The following is a 22,616-nucleotide window of genomic DNA, read 5'->3' as shown; positions in this document are numbered from 1 at the left end:
TGATATTGCGTGGGGAAGCGAGATGACAGCCCATATGAACTTCGTAGGGACCACCAAGATCCTCGTCCTTTCCGACGATGCCGCGGCTGCGAGCTTCATGCTCGACACCTTCGGCTCCCTATCTCGCTACAATGTCCGCCACATGGCGCTGAAGGCGCTCGGAGAAAAGGGCCGTATCGATCCGGCCGAATTCCATATGATCGTGCTCGACGTCGACAATGGCGAGGTGCTGCAGCAGCCGGAGCTCTTCTCCTTCCGCGCCAATCACCGCACCATTCCGCTGGTCGTCGTCTCCGAGGAGCTGACGGACGAGCGGATGCGGCTTTTGATCCGCCTCAATGGCAGCGACTGGCTGAAGAAGCCGCTCGACCGCCGGGCGCTGATCGACATGATCTCGACCCATACGCCGACGGCGGGCGCCACCGGCAGCCGCGTGCACGCGGTCGTTTCGGCTGTCGGCGGGGCGGGGGCGAGCGTGATCGCCTCCTCGCTTGCCCATGTGCTGGCGCAGCCGAAGAAGGTCGGCACGCCGCGCGTCGATCTCTTCGACATGGATTTTTCCTCCGGCTCGCTCGGCTATTATCTGAACCTCGTCAATGATTATGACTTGATGCCGGTCATCGCCAATCCCACGCGCGTCGATCTCGAATTCATCGACCTCGTGCGCAAGCGCCATTCGAGCGGCTTCTCGCTTCTCTCCTTCAAGCAGCCCTTGGTCCTCTGGTCGCCCAAGGGCGCGGAACTGGTGCTGCGCATGCTGGATGTCGCGGCCTTCGAAAGTGACGAGACCGTGATCGACATGCCCTACTACAGTACGCCATGGAAGGACGATGTGTTGAGATCGGTCAACAGCGTCACGATCGTCACGGAGATGACCATCCCCGCGCTTCACCAGGCGCGGGACCTCTTCCTGCATCTGACGCGGCTCCGCGGCAGTCCGGCCTCGATCTTCCTGGTGGTCAACAAATATCGCACCCGGCTCTTCAGCCTCGGCGTCAGCCGCAAGCAGATCGACCAGGTGTTCAAGGACATTCACGCCCATATGGTCGCCTATGACTGGGAGACGTTGCGCGAGGCGCTCGACCGCGGCGTGCTGCCGGTCGAGGTCAACGCGCGCTCGCGCTTCTGCAGCGCCGTCGGAAAGCTCGGAGCACTGGTGAAATGAAGGCGGGCGGACAGGACATGATCAAGCGGCAGGCGGGAAAGGCGTGGCACCGATTGGCGGGCGCCTTGCTGGTGCTGGTCCCGCTTACCTTCCCTGCGATCGCGGAAGCGGCAAGCGCGCGGGTGCCGCGCAATCTCGGCCAGACGACGGCGACCATGGTGAATGCCGCCCAAGCCCACCCGGCCGGCACGATCGTGATCAAGAGCGACGAGCGGACGCTCGACCTCGTCCTCTCCGGCAGCAGTGCGCTCCGCTACCGCATCGGCGTCGGCCGCGACGGTTTCCGCTGGACGGGCGTCGTCAGGATCGGTCGCAAGGCGGAATGGCCCGACTGGCGCCCGCCGACGGAGATGAAGGCGCGCGCGCCGGAATTGCCGGATCTCGTGCCGGCGGGCCCGTTCAATCCCATGGGCGCGCGCGGCATCTATCTCTACCGCGGCGGGGCGGACACGCTCTACCGCATCCACGGAACTAACGAACAATCGACCGTCGGCGAATTCGCCTCCTCCGGCTGCTTCCGGATGAGCAACGCCGACGTGATCGATCTCTACAACCGGGTGAAGCTGGGGGCGACGGTGGTGGTGAAGTAGGGAGGCAGGCCAGAGGGGGTGAGCGGCACCCGCAGAGTAACGAGTGTGTGTAAGGAGTAAGGCTGATGGCGAATGGGTTCATAGGACGCTTTTACAAGCAGCCGCCGCAAGAGAGAGCGGAGAGCGGTCCGGTTGTCGAATTTCCGTCAGGCGCGGCGCCGGCGCTCGCGGCCGCGCCGGCCGCGGCAGTCACCGACGCGCCAAGCGAAGAGCCGTCGCCGCTTGGGCTGGACATGGTCTCCGAGAGGGTGAACCTCCATCGCCACCTGCTCGATCATATCAACCTCGGCATTCTCGACTCGCTCGACACCGAAGAGATCGCCGCGGAGATCCGGCCGCTGGTCAAGGACTATATCCGCCGCAACAACTCAGCCCTCAACGCCAAGGAAATCAACGACCTCGTCCGCGACATCACAGACGAGATGCTGGGCCTCGGGCCGATCGAGCCCTTGCTCGCGGACGAGAGCGTCGCCGACATACTCATCAATGGCTACAAAAACGTCTATGTGGAGCGGAGGGGCGTGCTCGAAAGCACGGCGGTGCGCTTCAAGGACGAGGACCACCTGCTGCGGGTGATCAACAAGATCGTCTCGGCGGTCGGCCGCCGCGTCGACGAGTCGACCCCGATGGTCGATGCCCGCCTCAAGGACGGCTCGCGCGTCAACGTCGCGATCCGGCCGATCTCGATCGACGGGCCGCTGGTTTCGATCCGCAAATTCACCCGCAAGCCACTGACCATGGAGCGCCTCGTCGAATTCGGCGCCATGGCGGAGGAGATGCGCATTCTTTTAAGCGCCGCCGTCAAGGGCCGGGTGTCGATGGTCATTTCCGGCGGTACCGGCTCGGGCAAGACGACGCTGCTCAATGCGCTCTCCTCGCAGATCTCGCCGAAGGAGCGGCTGATCACCATCGAGGACGCGGCGGAACTGCAGTTGCAGCAGCCGCATGTGGGCCGCATGGAGACCCGGCCGCCGACGCTCGATGGGCGCAACGAGATCCGCCAGCGCGAGCTTTTGAAGAACGCGCTGCGCATGCGCCCGGACCGCATTATCGTCGGCGAAGTGCGCGGCGAAGAGGCCTTCGACATGCTGCAGGCGATGAATACCGGCCATGAAGGCTCGATGACGACGATCCACGCCAACACCCCGCGCGATGCGGTGAGCCGCCTCGAGCAGATGGTGGGCATGGCCGGCATGCCGATGACCCCGCAAAGCGTCCGCTCGCAGATCGCCTCGGCGATCACGCTGATCGTGCAGGTGCAGCGCTTGAGCGACGGCAGCCGCAAGCTCGTTTCCGTCTCTGAGATCACCGGAATGGAGGGCGAGGTCGTGCAGATGCAGGAGATCATGCGCTTCAAGAAGACCGGCACCGACGAGAACGGCCGTATCGTCGGCGAATTCCGCGCCTCGGGCCTCCGGCCGCGCTTCGTCGAGGATTTCGCCGAAGTCGGCATCATCGTGCCACAGTCGATCTTCGAGCCCGGCAAGCCGTTGCAGACGGGAGGCAAGAAATGACACTCCTGCTCCTCTACGGCGCCGTCTTCGTCGCGGCACTGATTTCCGCCGAAGCGCTGCTGCGCGGCTACTTCCGGACCTCCGAACGCACAAAAGCGGTCAATCATCGCCTGAGCCTGCTCGCGGCAAATGAAGACCACCGCGAGATCTACCGGGATATGCTGAAGGAACGCGGCGCGGAGTGGCGTTCGCTGCCGCTGATGCAGCGGCTGCGTCAATATTACGTGCAGTCAGGCATCAAGTTCGACGGCAAGCGCTTCACGCTTTATGGTGTCGCAGGCGCGCTTGCCGCCTGGCTCGTCGTGCAGTTCTTCGTGCCGACCAACCTGATCCGCATCCCGGTTTTTCTTGCGATCTGCCTGCTGATCCCCGTTATCGTTGTCTGGCGGGCACGGGTGACCCGCATGCGCAAGTTCGCGGAAAAGCTGCCCGAGGCGCTCGATGTCGCGACGCGCAGCCTTGCGGCCGGGCATCCGCTGCCCGCGGCGATTTCGCTGGTCGCGCGCGAGATGCCGGATCCGATCGGCAGCGAGTTCGGCCTCCTTTCAGACGAGCTGACCTATGGCGTCACGCTCGACGACGCGCTGATCAACCTCAATGATCGGGTGGGGGTCGAAGATCTCAACCTGCTGGCCATTTCGCTCAGCGTCCAGGCCGGCACCGGCGGCAATCTGGTCGAGATCCTGCAGAACCTCTCCAAGACTCTGCGGGACCGTTTTATGCTGAAGGCGAAGGTCAAGTCGATCTCGGCGGAAGGACGCATCACCGCGATCTTCATGTCCGCCTACCCCTTCCTTCTCTACAGCATGATCAAGGCGCTGTCGCCTGACTATTTCGATCCGGTCTGGAACAGCGGCTACGGCTCGATCATCGTCACGAGCCTCCTGGTCGTGATGGCGATCGGCAACGTCATTCTCTACAAGATGGTCAACTTTGAATATTGAGGTGCCGCCATGTGGAACGAGTACGGCATTTACCTCGTCGTCTTCTTCTCGGTTCTGATCTTTTCCGCCGTCGCGTCGGAGGTCGTCTTCCGTCGCCGCGCGGTCGGCGTCCGGCTCTCGGAGGCGCGTGCAAGGGCAGGCGGTGAGGAATTTCACGTCGGCGAAGCGGCGATCGACGAGCTCGGCGAGGCGGAGAACCGGCTGATCCGCCGCTATTTCGAGATCACCCGGCGCGACACCAACGCCAATTCGACGCAGAACCGGCTGATTCGCGCTGGCTTTTTCAGCGCCAATGCCGTCACGACCTTCCAGACGGTCCGCGCGATTGTCTGCATGGGCGTGCTGGTGGCGACAGTCTGGGCCGTGAACCGCTTCATGCCGGAAACGTCGCGGCTGATGACGCTCCTCGTCGCGATGTTCGCCGCCGGCGCGACCTTCATTTTGGTGAATATCTATATCGACCGGCGGGGCGACGCGAAGGAGCGGGAGTATCGCCGCCTCTTTCCCGATTTCATGGATATGCTGATCGTCTGTCTCGATGCGGGCATGAGCCTCGAGGCGGCGGCAAACCGCGTCGCGCGGGAATTCGTCAGCAAGAAGCAGGATTTCGGCCTGCATCTTGCGATCATGATGCTCGAAGTGCGTGGTGGCCGGCGACTGCGCGAGGCGCTCGCCAACCTTGCGGCGCGGCTCAGGATTGACGAGGCGCGCGCGCTTGCCGTGCTCTTCCGCCAATCGGAGGAACTCGGCACGAGCGTCACCCAGACGCTCCGGGTCTACAGCAAGGAGATGCGGGATCTTCGCATCGTGCGGGCGGAGGAAAAAGCCAATGCCCTGCCGATCAAGATGCTGCTACCGCTTGGCGGCTTCCTGTTCCCGGTCAGCCTAGTCATCGTGCTCGTTCCCATCGTAATCCGTGTAATTATGTTGCTCGCCGGCCTGTCGCCCGGTGGTTGAGAGGAAGGAGATCCCCATGCACTCGCTCGACGAAGTTCGTGAAGATTTCGCCGCCACGCTCGATCCCCGGATGCCGCTGGCGCCGATGAGCGTCGAGGAAACCGGGCTCGAATTGTCGTTCCTGCTGCGGCTTGCGGCGAAATGCGCGACCGAGCAGGACACGGTGACGCCGTCGCATCTGGCCGAGCGCATGAAGCTCTCCAAGGCGGTCGTCAATCTCCTGATCAAGGAGCTCACCAAGCTTGCCTATTTCGAGGCGCGCGGGCTTGCCGGCGAGGACGTCAGATCCGATATCCGCTATGCGCTGTCATCGAAGGGCGTCGAATATGCGCAAGCCGCCTTGCGGCAGTCGAGCTATGTGGGGCCGGCGCCGGTCTCGCTCGACGCCTTCTGCCGCCAGATCGGACTGCAGACGATCCATCACGAGCGCGTGACGCCGGAGGTCCTGACCGACGCCCTTGAAGGGCTCGTGCTTTCGCCGTCGCTGATCGCAAAGCTTGGGCCGGCAATGAATTCCGGGCAATCGATCCTGCTTTACGGGCCGCCCGGCAACGGCAAGACGAGCATTGCCGAGCGGTCCGCGCGCCTCTTCCGGCAGACGATCTTCGTCCCCTATGCGATCGAGGTCGGTGGCTACGTCATCAGTTTTTATGACGAGGCGGTGCACCAACCGGCTGGCGCGGCAATCTATCCAAAGGCCGACCGGCGTTGGGTCGAGTGCAAACGGCCGGTGATCAAGACCGGTGGCGAGCTGACGCTCGATCTTCTCGACCTGACCCTGGGCGAGGGCTCGAACGTCTACGAGGCGCCGATCCACCTCAAGGCTTCCGGCGGCATCTTCATCATCGACGATTTCGGACGCCAGCAGGTCATGCCGCAGGCGCTGATCAACCGCTGGATCGTGCCGCTCGAGCGCGGCTACGATTTCCTGACGCTGCATACGGGCAAGAAGTTCAAGGTCCCGTTCGACGAGCTCGTGGTGTTCTCGACCAATATCGCGCCGCGGGATCTTTCCGACGAGGCGGGCTTGCGCCGGTTGAAATACAAGATCTTCGTCAACACGCCCTCCCGCGAGGACTTTTTCCAGATCTTCGAGGCCTATGCGCTGAGCGTCGATGTGGAGCTCTCGGCGCGCGACCTGGAATTGTTCTACGATCATCGTTACAGTGGCGAATCGCTGGCGTCCTGCTACCATCCGAAGTATCTCCTGGATTTCATCGGGTCCTATTGCGAATTCAATGGAGTGCGGAAGGTAGCGTCGCTGGAGTTGCTGGAACGGGCCTGGGAAGGGGTATTCACGTCGGATTGAGCGTGGATGATGCCTCTCCGCCCTGCATGGGCCCCCGGGGATATGTTCGAGGGCTTCGGCCTGCGATTGTTTTTGTGCATGTCGTCGCCCCAAAACCGATGTGCACTTTTGGGCGACATGCGATTGGCGGCGGAGTGAGAGCCATGGTCAGCTTGGCGAATGTCGACGTGGAACTCGATGGCGTACGGCGCGAAGGGGTTGCCGAGGAGCCCGCCCGGTCGCGCTTCGCGCCCTTTATCGCGCTGGCGGTGGTGTTCCTGCCGCTGAATGCCGGCATGCTGCTCTATACGGCGAAGAATGCCGCGGATGTGCGCGAAAGTCGGGAGGCCATCGCTGCGGTCAAGCGCTCGATCGACGGGCTGAAACTGCAGATCGAGAAGCAGGGGCGGCATGTCGTGCAAGGCGCCAAGGCCGACGAACTTGCAATCGTCCGTCAGCAATTGGAAGGGCTGCGGAAGGAAATCGGGAAATTCGACGGCGGCGTACGCTTCGCGGCGCCGGCCTCCGGCGGCTCCGTAATCCTGAGCGCGCCGGGCAAGGGCGTCACGCAACGCCTCGCACCTTCGCTCGGGGCTCCGGCCGGTGGCCCGGATGTGGCGGAAGATACTTCGGCTGCTGAAAGCGGCGGCACGTCGATCGCCGACCTGCCGCGCTACGAGCGCTCGATCTCGCCCGAGGGCAAGCTCATTCTTCGCAAGGTGCGGTAGAGCGCGATGTACGAGGATCCTCGGGTCAAGCTCGAGGATGACGGGGGAGGAGAGGTTAAGACGCAAAGCGTACCGTGGCTCCTGAGGCGCCGAAGGCTGTCCCCGAAGGATGTATGACCGCGCCGCAGCCGACGAGGAACGGGTGCGGCATCCTCAGCGCGTCGCGGGATTGTCGATGACACCTCCTCCGCCGTCATCCTCGGGCTTGACCCGAGGATCCATGCACAAGCATCATCCCCCCGCATGGCCGGATATGTTTACATCGTCACGAATCAGAAGAGAGGAACGCTCTATATTGGCGTCACCTCCAATCTCGAGCGCCGCATCTTTGAGCATCGGGAGGGCCTGACGCCCGGCTTCGCGTCGAAATACGGATGCGACCGGCTCGTCTGGTATGAGGAACATCTGCAGATCGGCACTGCCATCCAGCGCGAGAAATCGCTCAAACGATGGTACCGGCAATGGAAGATCGAACTCATCGAGAAGATGAATCCGGGCTGGCGGGACCTCTATTTCGAGCTTTGGTAGGGCTTGTGCGTGGATCCTCGGGTCAAGCCCGAGGATGACTGCGGATTGCAAGCCCCGTCATCCCTCTTCCGTCATCCTCGGGCTTGACCCGAGGATCCACGCACAAACCTCCCCTAACGTTGGAAGGACAGCATATGCAGTCCGGACAGGACCATGCGGGGACGGTGCTTGCGATTGGATCCTCGGGTCAAGCCCGAGGATGGCGGCGCAGGAAAAATCGTCGACGTTCCCGCTACGCCTAAATATGCCGCCGTCATAAACGCAGTGCTGCGGCAAGCTCATGCCCGCGTCAGTTGGGCGCCTGCGGCGGCCTTCAGCCGGAGATTCTCCGCCAGCTTCGGGCGGCCCACATGGAAGCCCTGGACCTGGTCTATGCGGAACTGCCGCATGAGCCCCATCTGGTCCTCGGTTTCCACGCCTTCGACGAGGATCTTGTGGCCGCGGTTTCGCACGAGACCGATAATATCCCTCAGCATCGCCTTGCCCCTCGGGGTGTCGCAATCGTGAAGGAACGAGCGGTCGATCTTCACTGTGTCGAAATCGATCAGCCGCAGCCATGACAGGCCGGCGAAGCCGGTGCCGAAATCGTCGAGCCAGATGCGGACGCCCAGGGTCTTCAGGTCGCTGATGCAGCGCAGGACGTCCGAATGCATCTCCATCTCCAGCCCCTCGGTGATTTCGAGCGCCAGCCGGGCTCCGGCGACTCCGGTTTCACCTAGAATTGCCGCGACGGAAGCGGCGAAGCCGGGCGATTTCAACTGGATCGGAGAGACATTGACGCTGACGACCGGAACGCGATCGACCGCGAGGATTTCGCGGCAAACGGTCCTTATCGCCCAGCGCCCGAGTTCCAGGATGACGCCGGTGCGTTCGGCGATCGGGATGAAAAGGCTGGGTGGGACGGCGGTACCGTCGAGCATTTTGAGCCGCATCAGCGCCTCGACGGCGTCGATTCTGCCGGACGCGACGTTGCAGATCGGTTGGTAGACCATCGAGACGAGATCCTGATCGATCGCGATCTTCAGCAGTGCCGCGATGTTCTCGCTCTCGTCGCTGGTCAGGGGATCGCTGGGGTCGAACAGGCGCGCGCAGTTGCGGCCGCTTGCCTTGGCGCTATAGAGCGCGCGGTCGGCCTCGTGGATAAGCCTCTCGAGCTTCGAACCCGTCTGGTTGCGGGTGAAGGCGGCGCCGACGCTGACGGTGACGACGGACATGCCGTCGCGCCGCTCCTGATGCGGCAGGGCCAGGCCTTCGACGTTGCGGCGAATGGTTTCCGCGAGCTCGGCGGCCTCTTCGCCTGTCTGCATATGCGCAAGCACGATGAACTCCTCGCCGCCGTAGCGGCCGATGGAGCCGTTGCAGGCCTCTATCGATCCCTTCAGGGCATTGGCGACCAGGACAAGGCAGCGGTCCCCTTCCTGGTGGCCGTAGTAGTCGTTGTATTTCTTGAAGAAATCGACATCGATGAGGATTGCTGCAAAGCTCTTTCCGCGCCTCTGCCAGTCGCTCCAATAGTCCCGCAGCGTCTGGTCCACGGCGCGGCGGTTGTTGAGACCGGTCAGCGAATCGGTGTGCGACAGCCGCAGCAGCGCCTTTCCGCGCTCCGACGCCTCCTTGTGCTGGATTCTCGCCTCGATGGCATTGAGGAAGACCTTGTAGCGCTCCCGGTTGAGCTTCCAGTTCACGTAGGAGGTGAAGATGAAACAGGAGACGTTGAAGGTGCCGAATGCGAGCCGATAGGAAACCTCCGCGGGGGGGAAAGACAGAACCGCGGCAAAGAAGATCAGAAGTATCGTTATCGATGCGAAGAGGGACAGTCGAAACCTGAAGCTGAAGAACAGGTTGACACTCATCATGAAGATGGCGCCGAAGACCATATAGTAGGAAATGCTTTCGGTGTCCGACGTCATCATCGCCGGATAGAGCCAACCCGCATAGGCGACGACCAGTGCGGCCGCGGCGGTGCAATCGATCGAATTCGCGGTGGCGTTCAGGCGGTACTGTGTTTCGAGGATAATGAGCGCAACGATCGAAATCGTGAAACGGGCCCCGATCGTCAAAGCGGCGACGTCCGGCACCAGCAGCACATCCGTCACCGAAAACAGGAGATAGACGCCGACGGCCGTCCAGAACCCCTGTCTGGTCGCCTGTTTGCGCGCACCTTCGCCTTCCTCGTGATAGAGGCTCAGCAATTCGCTCGAGGCCGGTCTCGGCGGGTCATTATCGAGATCGACTTCAATCATATCGGTCAACGTGTGCTTCATGCACCGATCCATCGCGTTACGTCGCCTGTCCATTTCCGGGTCTTTTCTTCCTGAAGTTGATACCGCATCAGACAGTTCAATCTGGCGTGATCATGGAAAACCCTGCACGTCGGGCAACATTGTTCGGCACAATAGTACAGGTCGATTAAGTTTTGCTGAATTCGGGAAGAACAGAAGCTCTTGCGTCAGCGTAGCAGAATGGATCAATGGGAGAGCTTGTTAACCATATTCTACGAAAACTTTATCCTTGTCTGGCGCATCTTCCAAACTTGAGCATATTGTTAACAATCTATTAACGGATGAGTTTCGCGTGACCCAAATTCAGATTCTTTTCGACGGCGAAAGCCTGATCACCCCTGAGTCCATCACAACCGAACTGTCTCCCGCCAAAACGGCTCAGCACGAGAAGCAACTCGAAACCGGCAAGGCCGAGCTCGCGCTCGTGTTGTCGATCGCGCGCCAGCAGGTCGAGCAGGGGCGGGACCCGGCCGCCATCCTTCACCAGTTGATCGGTGCGCTTCACGGCATGCGCGGCAAATTCGATCCGAGCGTCTGGCAGGAGCTCGTGCCGTTGGTGCAGAATCACCCGCTCGCGGATTTCTTTCACGAGGATCCCTTCACCCGTTGGTCCTTCGAGAAACCGCGCGGCTATTCCGGCGACGCGCAATTGATCGATTTCATCTATGCTCATCCGAGCACCTCGGAAGCGATCGAAAAGGCCTCGCCGCTTGGGCGCGCCCTTTACAAGTACACCAGCAATGCGCCGTCCTCTGTTGCCGTTCGCGAGAGGCGCGATCTCCTGACCCGGCATGTCGATGCGGTGGCGAGCGAGCGGGGCGGCGAGACGGAAGTCCTCACGATCGCCGCCGGTCATTTGCGGGAGGCCGACCGCTCCGTCGCCCTCAAAGAGGGGCAGATCAAACGCTGGGTGGCGCTCGACCAGGACCCCTTGAGCGTCGGCTCCATCGCGCGCGACTTCAACGGAACCTGCATCGAAGCGATCGACGGGTCGGTTCGCGGTCTGCTCACCAGGGGCTACGACCTCGGCCAGTTCGACTTCATCTACGCTGCCGGTCTCTACGACTATCTCGCCGACAAGGTGGCGGTGAAGCTGACGCAGAAGTGCCTTGAAATGCTGAAGCCCAACGGCGTGTTTCTGTTCGCCAATTTCGCCGACGAGATCAGCGACGACGGCTACATGGAGACTCTCATGAACTGGGCACTGCTGCTGCGTTCGGAGAGCGACATGTGGAGGATCATCAATGCGAGCGTCGACCGCAACAGGTTCGATGCGCGCGTGGAATTCGGTGAAAACCGCAACATCATCTACGGCATTCTGCAAAAGCGTCCGTGAGGACGGGGCAGTTCAAAGTGATACAGGGCTGCGCGGTTCAAGACGCGCAGCCCTGTAAGCGCGCTTCAGCCCGCAATGACGCGCATCGCCTGAGTGAACCCAGACGATGCGCTTTTTCTGTCAGATATTATCAAATGCGCAGTTGCAGCGCCGCGCGTCTTTTCAGACGCGCAAAGGTCGCTGTAACGCTTTGAATCTGCGCATCGAGCTTTCCGAAAATCGGGTACGATTTTCGGGCCGATGCGCTAGCCGCGGCTCGTTGAGCAAGCCGCCTCCGGTCGCAATCCGTGCCGGCCGGCAACCGTCAGCGCTGCGCGTACTTCACGCTGTTCTTCATCAATTCGAGGTTGGTCGCAGTGGTCTCGTTTGCGGGGTCGAGCTCATAGGCCTTGAGGAAATAGCGACGCGCCTTCGGCAGGTCGCCGCGCAGAAGATGGGAGTAGCCGAGGTTGTTGTAATAGACCGGGGTATTGCCGATCATCTTCGAGAGCTGCACATAGGCCCTGTCCGCCGTGTCGAACCGGGCGATCATGTCCGCAGAGGCGGCAAAGCCGAGCCAGGCGGCCGGATCCTGAGGGAACACGGCCACCGCGCGTTTGTAGATGGCGTAAGACTTGCCGTAGTTCTTTTCCTTGAACTGCAGCTTGCCCTTCGTGATCAGCTCATCGTTCTTGTAAAATGCGACCGCCGAGTCGTCCTCCAGCGTCTTGGCGCTGTCGCCGAATGCGGCCACGTCATCGAAAGCGGCGGACTGGCATCCCGCCAGGAAAATTCCGACGGCCAGCAGCGACGTAAGGCATGCGATTCGTGATCCAACCTGCAATGCGATCATACCTACCCCCAAACTTACGGGTGCATCCTAGCCAAGCGGGTGCCGGTCCTCACGAGAATTCTTCGCCAAGAAAAGCTAACAAATGAAGAATTGGGCTGGCGCGTAGCATTAAAGAGACACATTTCCTTGCCTCCCATGGTCTCCTCCCGCAGAATTTCACGGGGAGGCGACGCGTTAAGAGCGAATCGGTCGGCCTGGAATGTAGCCAAGGTGCTTCGGCCGTCCTTTGCAATGAACGGTGGTAAGCTCCGGTTAAGCGCCGGCTCCTATGATGCAGCGATTCGAGGCGCTATAGCGAGCATTTGCGTGTCTGATCAAAGGCGCGGCGCTGGCGCCGAAAAGGCCGCCTTCAACCGAAAAGGATGCACGTCCTATGCGCTCCTGGGTTTTCACTCTTGTTCGACTCGGACCGTCCTTTGCCTATGCCTTGGCCGCGGCATTTCTCCTGAGCATGCTTCTCTTGGCACAATTTCCGTCGAGTGCAATCGCCTGGTCGCTCTATATGACCATCCTTCCGGTGGTGCGCGAGCCGGCCTTCCTGCTGCTCGACGGTATCGGCCTCGAGGCGGCCGTGGCGGCGCTGCTGGCTGCCGCAGCGCTGGGCATCCCCCTTGCCGCCCGGCCGGACCGTTATGTGAGAAGCCGTTTCGTTCACGCGCATGTCGCGCTGATCGCGTCGATGTTCGGCGTGGTGCGGGCGTCGAGCGCACAGGCCGGGCTTACCGGCCTCTCCCTTCCTGAGCTTCTCAGCGGCGATTGGTCCTTGCTGCCTCTGTCGGTACCAGGGCTCTGGGTCGTGCTTTTCCTGCTGGTGGCCGGCGCATGCCTGTCGTCGCATGCCGGCATCATCGCCCGCATTCGGCGCCGGTGAATCCACCCCGATTTGGAATGCGCTTGTCAATGCTTCAGTCTCGAGCCGAAGCCTCCGTAAAGCGACGCCCTTGCATGCAGATGCGTCGAAACGCCCCGGGGCAGTGAAGGCCTGAGAAGCGGCTTGGCGAGACCGAGCGGATTCGCGCGCCTTACGGCGGGCGAAGGGTGGCGGGCCTCTTCCGCTCCTTCCGGCGTCTGGCCATCGGCGTGCCGGCTTTGCGAGTCCGCCAATGTGCCGAGATACCATAGCGCCTCGCGTGATTTCGCCTTGCACCGCATGTGATCCGGATCATCGGACACGACGTCTTCAAAACTTTCGAAGACGGCAATCGCCGCCTCCCTCTGCCCCGCTGCTAGCAGGCACACGGCCAGCTTGTAGCGGATCACGCCAAGGTGCGGATGGCGACCGAGCAGGTTCTCGAAAGTTTCGCTCGCGTCGCGGTATAGCGCCTGCCCCATCTGCGCGTCGCCGAGCCGATGCAGGATCCGGTCGCCCTGCGGCATGAGGGAAAGCAGTCCGCGATAGATCTGCTCCGCCTCGGCATAGTCACCCCTGTCGCAGCACAGTTGCGCCAGCGCGTAGCGGGCGTGGATATGCCGGGGCGCCGATCTGGCCACTTGATGATAAGCCGCCTCCGCCCGGTCGAACTCTCCTCGGGCGTGCAGGTCCATGGCACGTTCGAAGACGAAATCGATGCTGCGGCGATTGAGGCAGCCGCGCAGATTGCGGCCGCTTCGCGTGCTTATGAGCAGAGAGTGATAGCGATCGCCTTGGCCGGGGCACGTGACGCCGCCAGCTTCTTCGCAGAGGAAGCGCTCGGTGGCAAAAGCCCGAAGCAATCGTTCGAGCCGGGGGGAGACAGGCTCGAGCCATTCCATTTTCATGCGCGCCCAGTTCTCCATGCCGATGCAACCGGCGCAGACGTCCACCGCGTCGCCCTCGAGCACCGGCGTGCAGAGCATGCCGCTGCGGCCGGTGTCGCAATTGCCGAGCATGCGGATTTCGTCGCAGAAGAGTCCGCTGCTTTCGTCGAAATAGGTCTTCACTTCAAAAGGCAGGAACGCGCAATATCCTTCGCCGGAGTGCTCGTCGCCCAGCGCCAGGACAGACCATCGCCCTGCGCGCGAAAAGTGTTCGCGCAGCCGTTCCCAGGACAGGCCGGCATGAGCCTCGGGATCTTCGTGATATAGTTTCTCCCAGTCCCGGCGAACTTTTTCGAAACCGTCAACGTGTTCAATAATATCTACTCTCATCGCTCAGCCTCGATGAATAAATATATTAAAAATAAAATCCGATTATACGCCGCCGGCCCCGACTATTGAACCTATCCACTTAAGGTAGAAAAATGGTGGTGAAACTGGGAGATCATGCTTTCTGATTAACGCAGAAGGTGTAAGGAGCCTTCCCGCCGCGGGCGCAATATGACCGCAGCCCGCACCTCGCCCGAGGCGCGGGCATGATCGTCGCGCATCCGGCGCATCGGACTGAAAATCGGAGCCGATATTCGGGAAGAGCGGCGTGGTGAAATGGCGCTTAAAGGACGTCAGCGTTCCATGAAAGCCCGCGCCATGCTGTCCCGAATCGGCTTCGTCAGGTAGTCGAAGAAGGTGCGCTCGGCCGTCTGGATCAGGATCTCCGCCGGCATGCCGGGGGTCGGTGCAAAGCCGCGCACCCGCGAGAGCTCGCTGACCGGCAGGCTGACCCTGGCGAGATAGACTTCCCGCGCAGGGTTGCTCGCGGAGTCGGGAACGGAGTCGGCGGAGACGTAGAAGACCTTGCCGTTCAGCACCGGCGTCGTGCGCTGGTTGAGCGCGGTCAGCCGCACGGTGGCGTGCTGGCCGATCTTCACGCTGTCGATCTCGGTGCGCAGGACCTGCGCCTCGATGATGAGCGGCACGTCCGACGGCAGGATTTCCATGATCGGCTTGCCGCTCTCGATGACGCCGCCGGGCGTATGGTAGTGGAGCCGCACCACCGTCCCGGTGACCGGCGCGTCAATGGTAGCGCGGCGCAGGATGTTCGCGGCGCCTCTCAATTGCTCGCGCACCGTATCGAGTTCGGCCTCCACCTTCTGCAATTCTTCAAGCGCGGATTCTCGGTAGCTTTCTTCCGTCTGCCGGACCTGATGTTCCTGTTTCAGGATCTGCGAGCCGGTCTCCGAAATCTCGGCCATGAGCCTGCCGATCTGTCCCTCGGCGTCGGCGATCGCCCGCTGGATCGACTTGATCTCGGTCTTGCGGATCAGGTTCTTCGAAAGCAGCGTCTGCTTGCCGGCATGTTCCTCCTGGAGAAGCGCGAGTTGCCGCCGAACTGCCCGGAGTTGCTGGGTGTAACCTTCGGCGCGGAAGCGGAACCCTTCGATGTTCTGTCTGAACAGTTCGATTTCGCTGTCGAGCTTGCTCTTCCAGGCCCGGAAGTTGAGCTCCTGGCTATCGACGATCGGCCGAATCTCGGGGTCCTGCAAATGCTGCTGCAGCACGTCGGGAAGGGCGATCGCATCGACGCCCTGGATCTGCGCCGTCAGACGGGCGACGATCGCCTCGAGCCGCGCCCGCCGCAGAAAGAGTTGGCGTTCATTGGCAAGCGCCGCCGTCTCGTCCAGATGCACGAGCGGCTGGCCCATCTGCACGTGATCGCCCTCGCTCACGAGAATCTCCTTGATGATCCCGCCTTCGAGATGCTGGATGATCTTGTTCTGCCCGGTGGCGACGAAGCTACCCTGGGCGATGATGGCCGCGGCCAACGGTGCGGTGAAGGCCCAGAGGCTGAAGCCTCCGAACGTGACCGCCATCAAGACGAGACCGATCAGGGTCTGGCGCCAGATCGAGCGTGGAACCTCGGAGAACCACTCGAGGTCGTGAATGTTGACCGTATGTGCCATGGTTGCCTACATCAGCTGGTTTTGCGCAAGCGGGTTGCCTTCGAGGTTCATGCCGCGCGCGGCGATCGCCTTGAGCACGTCCTGGCGCATGCCGAACAGAGCCACCGTGCCGTTCACAAGAAGCAGTACCTTGTCGACGCTGCTGAGGAGGGCGGGCCGCTGGGTGATGGTTATGACGGTGATCTTCTGCTCCCTGGCATGCTGGAGCGCGCGTGTGAGCGCGGCTTCGCCGGCGCTGTCGAGATTGGAATTGGGCTCGTCGAGCACCACCATGCGCGGATTGCCGAAAAAGGCGCGGGCAAGCGCGACGCGTTGTTTCTGTCCGCCGGAGAGTGGCGCACCGTCGGCGGCGACGAAGGTCTCGTAGCCGTGCGGCAGCAAGGCGATCATATCGTGCACGTCTGCGAGCTTGGCGGCCGCGTAGATGTCGGCATCGGTCGCCTCCTCCTGCATGCGCGCGATATTGGCCTTGATCGTTCCCGGAAACAGCTGGACGTCCTGCGGCAGGTAGCCGATGTTCTCGCCGAACTGGCGCTGGTCCCAGTTTCTCAGATCCATGAGGTCGAGCCGGACATTGCCCGATGTCGGCAGAATGGAGCCGACGAGCATCTTGCCGAGCGTCGTCTTGCCGGCTCCTGAACTGCCGATGACCGCCAGCGAATCGCCGGGGTTCAGCGCGAAGCTGACGCCGTTGAGGACGACGCGCTTGGTGCCCTGCGGGACGAAAAGCAGCCGTTCGACGTCGAGGCGTCCCTCCGGCTGCGGCAGCTTCAGTCGTTCGAAGTTGAGCGGCGAGCTCTGCAGGAGCGCGGTGATGCGCCCATAGGCGGCGCGGGATTGGATGACCTGGTTCCAGCCTTCGATCGCGCCCTCGATCGGTCCGAGGGCCCTGCCGGCGATGATCGAGGCTGCGATCACCATACCACCCGTAAGCTGGCCGTGCAGGGCGAGGTTGGCGCCCCAGCCGAGCATGGACACCTGGGTAAGGAGCCGCACGGCCTTGGAGAGCGAGGCGAAGGCGATGTTGCGGTCCTGCGCCAGCACCTGGGACTTCAGCGAGCCCGCCATGTCCTTGCCCCAAATGCGAACGGTTTCCGGGATCATCGCCAGCGCATTGATAATCTGCGAATTGCGCGACATCGAATCGAGGTGGAGATTGGCCTTCGTCTGGAAACTGTTGGCCGCGCCGAAAGATGCGGCTGTCGCCTTCTGATTGAGCACGGTAACGATGAGAAGCAGCAGGGAAGATGCAATGACGATCGAGCCGAGATGCGGGTGGATCAGGAAGACCGCCACGACGAAGAACGGCGCGATCGGCGCATCGAGGAAGGAGAGCAGCGTGCCGGAGACCAGGAAGGAGCGAAGCTGCTGCAGGTCGCCCAGCGTCTGATATTCGCGCCCGTTGCTATGGAGCGAGGCCCTGGCGGCGGCGCTGAGGATCGGTGCGCCGAGCTGGGCGGCGACCTCCACGGCGGTTCGCATGAGGATCATGCGGCGGATTCCGTCGAACACGGCTTGAAGGATCACCGCGCCGACGATCAGGACGGTGAGCATGACCAGCGTGTCGACCGAGCGACTGGTCAATACCCGGTCCGAAATCTGGAACAGATAGACCGGTATCGCGAGCACCAGGACATTGGTGGCGATCGTGAAGACCATCACGATCATCAGGTTCTGCCGGATCGCCTTGAGGCCCGCCTTGAGACTCGCCGAAAAATCGACCGGTCCGAGGCGCTTGTGGAAGACGCCGCCTCCACCCTTGCCGCCGCCGCCATTGTCGCCGCCGTCCGAACCACCCTTGCCGGGCGACCGGTTCTCGGTCTTGACCGGGCCGCGGTCGCCGTCGATCACGACCATTCCCGGCACGCTGGTCTTGTCCTTCACCTCGGCCTTGATCTCCGGGGCCGGCTTTTCCCCGCGTGGGGCCGGTTCATCTGCCTCCCGGGTCGGCCGGGGCTTGTCCTGGTCACGCAGTTCGGGCCGGACTTCCGCTTCAACGGGAGGAACTGCCTTCGGGGCCGGCCGCGCCTGTCGTGCGCTTTCGGGCCTTGCTGCTGCGCCCGATGCCGTTGCGGCCTCTCTGATCGGCGCCGGCGGCGTGGGGTTTGCGTGATTCGTGCCCGGGCGGTCGCTCGCAGCGGCTCCGCCACGAAGCTCATAGAGAACCCCATCGATCTTCTTCACGGTGCTATTCAATACATCCTCCCGATTATCGATCTCGCGAAGCAATTGCTGCCCGGCAGCCTCTGCATCGATCTTCCGCTGTGGCTGATCCGTTACGGCCTCAGCAGAAAAAATCTTCTCGCCGTCGCTTGCGGATAGTCGCAGGGACGGGGCGGGGGTGTCGGCCATGATCTCCTCCCGCGTCCCGGTCAGGCAAGCATGCTGTGCATGGGATCGGCATCGATATGGGGCGAGGCATGATCGGACGGTCCCTTGTCCGTCCCGTCATTGTGAGATCGCCCGAAATCCGACTGTCCGTGGTCCATCGGCTGTGGCCCGCGGTCGGGCGTCATCATGTCGTCCCCGAGAAAGGCGACCGCTTCGTTCACCAGCGCATCGGGATCCTGGCCGCCGAGATAGGGCTCGTCGGTGATCAACTCGGCCTGGATGAGAACTTCGTCGGAATAGGCGCCGCCGCCGGCATAAATCGTCGCGCCGGCATCGACGTCGAGAATACCCGCATGGTTGACGAGCACGTTCGAGCCGGTCGAGATCGACCAATCCCCGTCGGAACCGGTAACCAGAGCGCTTTTCGCCAGCGCAACCTGGTCGCCGTCTCCGAGAATGGTCGTTTGCTTGATATAGTTGAGATTGATGAGGTTGCCCGAGATATAGAGCACCTTCAGTCCCTGCATGCCGGCGAAAACGTCATCCTCGAGGACATCGCTCGGGAGCGACTTCTTCCCGCCGGCCAACAGGTCGAGGGCATCGAGATAGGACTGCGGCATCGGCTTGACGCTCGTCGCGCCACCGGCTTCGACGATCCCCGCATAGTTCCAGAGCAGATTGCCGCCCGTGGATACGGAACCTTCGCCGCACGTTCCGAAGCCGTCGACGGCGCCGACGAGGTCGTTGTCGAACAGGATATTCAGCTGCTGGATGATGTTGGCGTCGTAGACATGCCCGCCGACGAAGATGAGATCGTAGTACGAGCCCAGTTCGGCGAGCGAGATATTATTGACCGCGGTGTTGCCGCCGGCAATGATCGAGGTCGTCGAGCCAGCGCATGACAGAATGGCGACGTCCTCATCCGTCATGAAGGTGAATTGCTCGAGCCAGTTCATGATCAGGAGGTCGCCCTTGATCTCCGTGATCGCCCAGACCTTGGGAAAGTCGCCGTTGCCGGCGTGCCCCGCTTCCGCGGGCGAGGGATCCAGATGCTTGAACATCGCGACGTTGAAGGCCTGGGTCGGATTCTCCGCAATCAGCTTCCAGTCGTTGAGGGCAGGGCTTACGAGATCGCTGTCGCACCAGGCGTTGATCTGGACGATCACATTGAGTTCGACATGATCGCCGGCAACGGCCAGGACATGCGATTGCAGCCAGTTGTTCGTCAGCACGACGGAATTGACCAGGGTATTGCCGCCGGCCTCCAGCTCGACCGAAGCCCCTGCCGCCACCGGACCTTCGCTCGCAGCGAAGGATCCGCTGGCCTGTGAGGATAGGGTCGGTGTGTCGGCGGCCGTCTCGTCCGGTTCAGGAAGGTAGTCTTCGAGGCGCGGCGCTTCGTCGACGAGTTCACCATTGACGTAGGTGCCTTCGAGCGTCTCGGACTTGGCCACGAACAGGCCGTGCTCGCCGCCGCTCTCTGCGGAATGGGCGTCCAGCTGCTGCGATGCGGTGTCGATGAAGGTGAGAGCCGCGTCCGGGGAGCCAGGCTCCTCCGCGTCCGCGAGGGGGGAAACTTGCCGTGCGGTCTCGATAAGCCCGGCCAGCATCGCGCTGTTGTCGATCCGCAGCTCGAAATTCAACCCGTGGCCGCCGATGCTGACGAAATCACTGTCCGAAAGCCGTATGTATTGGGAGGTGTATAAGGCGACCGACCCCGGCGGATCGATGTCGAAGTCAAATTTCTGCGACGACGACTTGGCGGTCGACCAGTGCTGGGGGAGGAGCCCGGGTTTGGCGAGGGCTGCCATGTCGCCGGGTGCGGAGAATGTCGGCGGGAGCGGCCCGACATGCGACCAGGGCACCAACCCCACCAGTTCCGGCGCGAGCGGCTTATAGGGAACGTCCGGGTTGAACTCGCCGAGATCGTACGGCGCCTTTACATTGACCGGCACGAAAGGAAGTTCCGGCGGGGCCCGCTCGTCTTGCCGGGATGCCGTGAACTCCTCGTGGGCCTCGCGCAGCCGAAGCTCCTCGATCTTGATTTCAAACAGTCCGATGAAATGGGCTATGGCCTCGGTGGCCTTGTCGAAATGCAAGGTCATTGTCAGCCCCCCTTTTTACTTGCGGTGCTGCTGGACTGCGCGAGGCGGGCTCGCGCAGTCCGGTTCAATGCCCGATTCCGCATGTGAATCGGCGGCTTTGCACTGCGATCAGGCGTCGTCTTCGCCGATGATCGATGTGCTGTAGTCGCCGCCGACGATCGTCATGTCGACAGTATTGCCCTGCAGATTGGCGCCGAGCACGATCTGCTGGTTGAAGGCGTTGGTGTCGATCACGGCATCGGCTGTCGCCGAGGAAATCCCTTCAACGAAGCCATCGTCTCCGTTGTAGGAGCCCCATGTTCCGGCATCGCCAAAGCCGCCGTCTCCGGTCGTGGCAGTGCCGCCGGCCCCGCCGCCACCGCCAGCGCCGCCGGTCGCCGCTCCGCCCGCGCCACCGTCGGCCGAGGCATCTCCGGCCCATGCGCCGCTGAGCGCAAGGCCGCCTTCACCCGCGCCGCCGGTCGCCGCTCCGCCCGTGCCGGTACCGCCACTGGCATTGCCGGTCGTTCCGCCATCCGCGGAGGCACCACCACCACCGCCGCCGCCGCCGCCATTACCGGCGCCGAGCCCGATACCCGTGCCAACGCCGACGCCTGCACCAAGCGCGTTGCCGCCGTCGCCGGCATCATCGGCGCTGCCGCCATTGGCGTTGCCGGTCTCGCCGAAAGCGACGCTGTTGCCGCCTTCATTGTCGCCGCCGTCGCCACCGATGTTCAGGATCGGGATCGAGAAATCGGCGTCGTCGGCAGCGTCGCCACCGTCCCCGGCGTCGTCGGTTTCGGCGTCATCACTCTCGATGTCGCCGGATTCGCCACCGTTGCCGGCTGCGTTGTCGCCGCCGTCGCCGCCGGCCGCAGCGCCGACGCCGAGACCGACACCGAGCCCGAGACCGACGCCGAGGCCTGCGCCGCCGTTGCCGCCGGCACCGCCGGTTGCCGCGCCACCATCTGCGCTCCCACTAGCGCCGCCGGTGCCGACACCGACGCTCGCAGCAATGCCGCCGAATCCGTCGCCACCGTCCGCGTCGCTATCGGCGTTTCCGCCATCGGCATCACCGCCAAACGAGAAGCCGCCAACGGCAAGACCGCCGTCGCCGCCGTTTCCGCCATCGGCATCGGCATCATCGCCGCCCGAACCGCCATCACCCTCGGCGTCGATGCCGTCGTCGGAGGTGGCCGTGCCGCCGGTGGCCGTGCCATTCAGGTTCAGGGTGCCGCTGTTGGAGACACCATGCAGGTGGTCGTCGTCCGACATGATGGCGGACTGGCTGATGACGTTGCCGACATCATTGCCCGCACCATTGAGCGAGCCGTTGAGGATGTTGCTGAAGCTGACATTCGCCATGCCATGGATCGACGAATTGTCGATGTCGACAAAGTCATCGTCGGACGGCTCATAGCCGCTCAGATCAAGATCGATGTCGACGTCGACGTCGGTCGTGCTCGATACGTCGACCGTGGTGTCGCTGGTGTTGGTGTTGCTATTGCTGTTCGTATTATCGTTCGCATTGGCATTGGCATTGCCGTTTCCGTTCAGGTTGAGATTGCCATTGCCGTTTCCGTTCAGGTTGAGGTTGCCGTTGCCGTTGCCGTTGCCGTTCAGGTTGCCGTTATAAGATTCACTGTACTGACCCTGATACTGGTCCTGGTCCTGATCCTGATCTTGGTCCTGATCTTGCTCCTGCTCCTGCTCCTGTTCTTGCTCCTGTTCCTGGAGCTCGAGCTGGGCCTGAAGCTCGGCTTGGGCCTGGCCCTGCAACTGGTCCTGGCTTTGCGACTGATTATCCCATGGCCACAAGAAGTTTTTGTTATTGCTCATAGCTACGTCCTCAAAGTTGAGGCCGCTACGACCGAACCGCTTTCATCTCTCACGCGGATCTTGGCCGTGCGCGGTCTGAAGTTGAAATGAAGTTTTTCAGTGGAAAGGATCTCCGGGCGCACGGAAATGCGCGGCCGGGATTGGCGCTACTTGCCTGGCATTCACCTCCCTTGCTCGTCGGGAACGGCAGCCAGGCTTTCGAGGGGGCATTCCGCCCTAAACGCAGTACTGGATCAACGCAAACCTGGGCATACCTGCCCTCTGTTGTGCGTGAAAAGTGTGTTGCTAACAGGCTGGAATTGTAAGCTGTCAGTTCGGGCTAACCCCCCTAGGCGATGAGCGGCAAAGATTGATCACCCGTAAGAGGTTGTTGCGTGTGCGACCTATCCCGGAAAGACTTTCGGGGGTCAGAGGCTACCGCCTCGGAGGTATTCTGCGGCCGA

General features: G+C 62.3%; 17 protein-coding genes. 10 read left to right on the top strand and 7 right to left on the bottom strand.

The annotated features are described in order from the left end of the window. Window positions 1-22: 22 nt before the first annotated feature. The 8 genes from AC4P1R_RS13760 to AC4P1R_RS13725 all read left to right on the top strand — a co-directional run bounded on the left by AC4P1R_RS13760 (window position 23) and on the right by AC4P1R_RS13725 (window position 7,714). Window positions 23-1,165, top strand: coding sequence for a pilus assembly protein (locus AC4P1R_RS13760; protein WP_492177096.1), 1,143 nt, complete (start codon window positions 23-25; stop codon window positions 1,163-1,165). Window positions 1,166-1,182: 17 nt separating this feature from the next. Further along, window positions 1,183-1,755 (top strand): L,D-transpeptidase, encoded by a 573-nt coding sequence (locus AC4P1R_RS13755; RefSeq protein ID WP_492177750.1) that lies wholly within the window; start codon window positions 1,183-1,185, stop codon window positions 1,753-1,755. Between the two features lie 65 nt (window positions 1,756-1,820). Next, complete coding sequence (locus tag AC4P1R_RS13750) at window positions 1,821-3,269, top strand: TadA family conjugal transfer-associated ATPase (protein ID WP_492177095.1); 1,449 nt, start codon at window positions 1,821-1,823, stop codon at window positions 3,267-3,269. Beyond that, window positions 3,266-4,213, top strand: a complete 948-nt coding sequence (locus AC4P1R_RS13745) for a type II secretion system F family protein (RefSeq protein WP_492177094.1) — start codon at window positions 3,266-3,268, stop codon at window positions 4,211-4,213. The genes AC4P1R_RS13750 and AC4P1R_RS13745 overlap by 4 nt, the downstream gene beginning before the upstream one ends. 9 nt (window positions 4,214-4,222) lie before the next feature. Continuing rightward, window positions 4,223-5,170 (top strand): type II secretion system F family protein, encoded by a 948-nt coding sequence (locus tag AC4P1R_RS13740; protein WP_492177093.1) that lies wholly within the window; start codon window positions 4,223-4,225, stop codon window positions 5,168-5,170. 16 nt (window positions 5,171-5,186) lie between these two features. Beyond that, the gene (locus AC4P1R_RS13735) at window positions 5,187-6,479 is read left to right on the top strand and encodes a DUF8689 domain-containing protein (protein WP_492177092.1); all 1,293 of its coding nucleotides are present in this window, start codon (window positions 5,187-5,189) and stop codon (window positions 6,477-6,479) included. A 143-nt stretch (window positions 6,480-6,622) separates the two neighbouring features. Next, on the top strand, window positions 6,623-7,186 hold the full coding sequence (locus AC4P1R_RS13730; protein WP_192803720.1) for a hypothetical protein: 564 nt from the start codon (window positions 6,623-6,625) through the stop codon (window positions 7,184-7,186). 243 nt (window positions 7,187-7,429) lie between these two features. Then, window positions 7,430-7,714: a GIY-YIG nuclease family protein gene (locus AC4P1R_RS13725; protein ID WP_492177091.1), complete on the top strand. Its 285-nt coding sequence runs from the start codon at window positions 7,430-7,432 to the stop codon at window positions 7,712-7,714. Between the two features lie 278 nt (window positions 7,715-7,992). Here the strand turns inward: AC4P1R_RS13725 and AC4P1R_RS13720 are convergent, their stop codons facing one another. Then, on the bottom strand, window positions 7,993-9,978 hold the full coding sequence (locus tag AC4P1R_RS13720) for a putative bifunctional diguanylate cyclase/phosphodiesterase (protein WP_492177090.1): 1,986 nt from the start codon (window positions 9,976-9,978) through the stop codon (window positions 7,993-7,995). Window positions 9,979-10,288: 310 nt separating this feature from the next. Between AC4P1R_RS13720 and AC4P1R_RS13715 the strand changes: the two genes are divergently transcribed. Further along, window positions 10,289-11,332, top strand: coding sequence for a class I SAM-dependent methyltransferase (locus tag AC4P1R_RS13715; protein WP_069459015.1), 1,044 nt, complete (start codon window positions 10,289-10,291; stop codon window positions 11,330-11,332). A 304-nt stretch (window positions 11,333-11,636) separates the two neighbouring features. Here AC4P1R_RS13715 and AC4P1R_RS13710 read toward each other — a convergent pair whose 3' ends face one another. Continuing rightward, on the bottom strand, window positions 11,637-12,164 hold the full coding sequence (locus AC4P1R_RS13710; protein WP_069459016.1) for a tetratricopeptide repeat protein: 528 nt from the start codon (window positions 12,162-12,164) through the stop codon (window positions 11,637-11,639). Between the two features lie 373 nt (window positions 12,165-12,537). Between AC4P1R_RS13710 and AC4P1R_RS13705 the strand changes: the two genes are divergently transcribed. Next, complete coding sequence (locus AC4P1R_RS13705; RefSeq protein WP_492177089.1) at window positions 12,538-13,035, top strand: hypothetical protein; 498 nt, start codon at window positions 12,538-12,540, stop codon at window positions 13,033-13,035. 26 nt (window positions 13,036-13,061) lie between these two features. Here the strand turns inward: AC4P1R_RS13705 and AC4P1R_RS13700 are convergent, their stop codons facing one another. The 5 genes from AC4P1R_RS13700 to AC4P1R_RS13680 all read right to left on the bottom strand — a co-directional run bounded on the left by AC4P1R_RS13700 (window position 13,062) and on the right by AC4P1R_RS13680 (window position 22,173). Next, window positions 13,062-14,291, bottom strand: coding sequence for a tetratricopeptide repeat protein (locus AC4P1R_RS13700; protein WP_492177088.1), 1,230 nt, complete (start codon window positions 14,289-14,291; stop codon window positions 13,062-13,064). A 290-nt stretch (window positions 14,292-14,581) separates the two neighbouring features. Further along, window positions 14,582-15,919, bottom strand: coding sequence for an HlyD family type I secretion periplasmic adaptor subunit (locus tag AC4P1R_RS13695; RefSeq protein WP_492177087.1), 1,338 nt, complete (start codon window positions 15,917-15,919; stop codon window positions 14,582-14,584). A gap of 6 nt (window positions 15,920-15,925) precedes the next feature. After that, window positions 15,926-18,271, bottom strand: a complete 2,346-nt coding sequence (locus AC4P1R_RS13690) for a type I secretion system permease/ATPase (protein ID WP_492177086.1) — start codon at window positions 18,269-18,271, stop codon at window positions 15,926-15,928. A gap of 20 nt (window positions 18,272-18,291) precedes the next feature. After that, window positions 18,292-20,355, bottom strand: a complete 2,064-nt coding sequence (locus AC4P1R_RS13685; RefSeq protein WP_492177085.1) for a type I secretion protein — start codon at window positions 20,353-20,355, stop codon at window positions 18,292-18,294. A 108-nt stretch (window positions 20,356-20,463) separates the two neighbouring features. Next, entirely contained in the window at window positions 20,464-22,173 is a 1,710-nt protein-coding gene (locus AC4P1R_RS13680; RefSeq protein ID WP_069459022.1) for a hypothetical protein, read from the bottom strand. Between the last annotated feature and the right edge of the window lie 443 nt (window positions 22,174-22,616).

It is taken from the genome of Sinorhizobium sp. Y406 (assembly GCF_058732025.1).
Note: the sequence above shows the minus strand (reverse complement) of the source record. Positions and strands in the feature narration are given on the sequence as shown.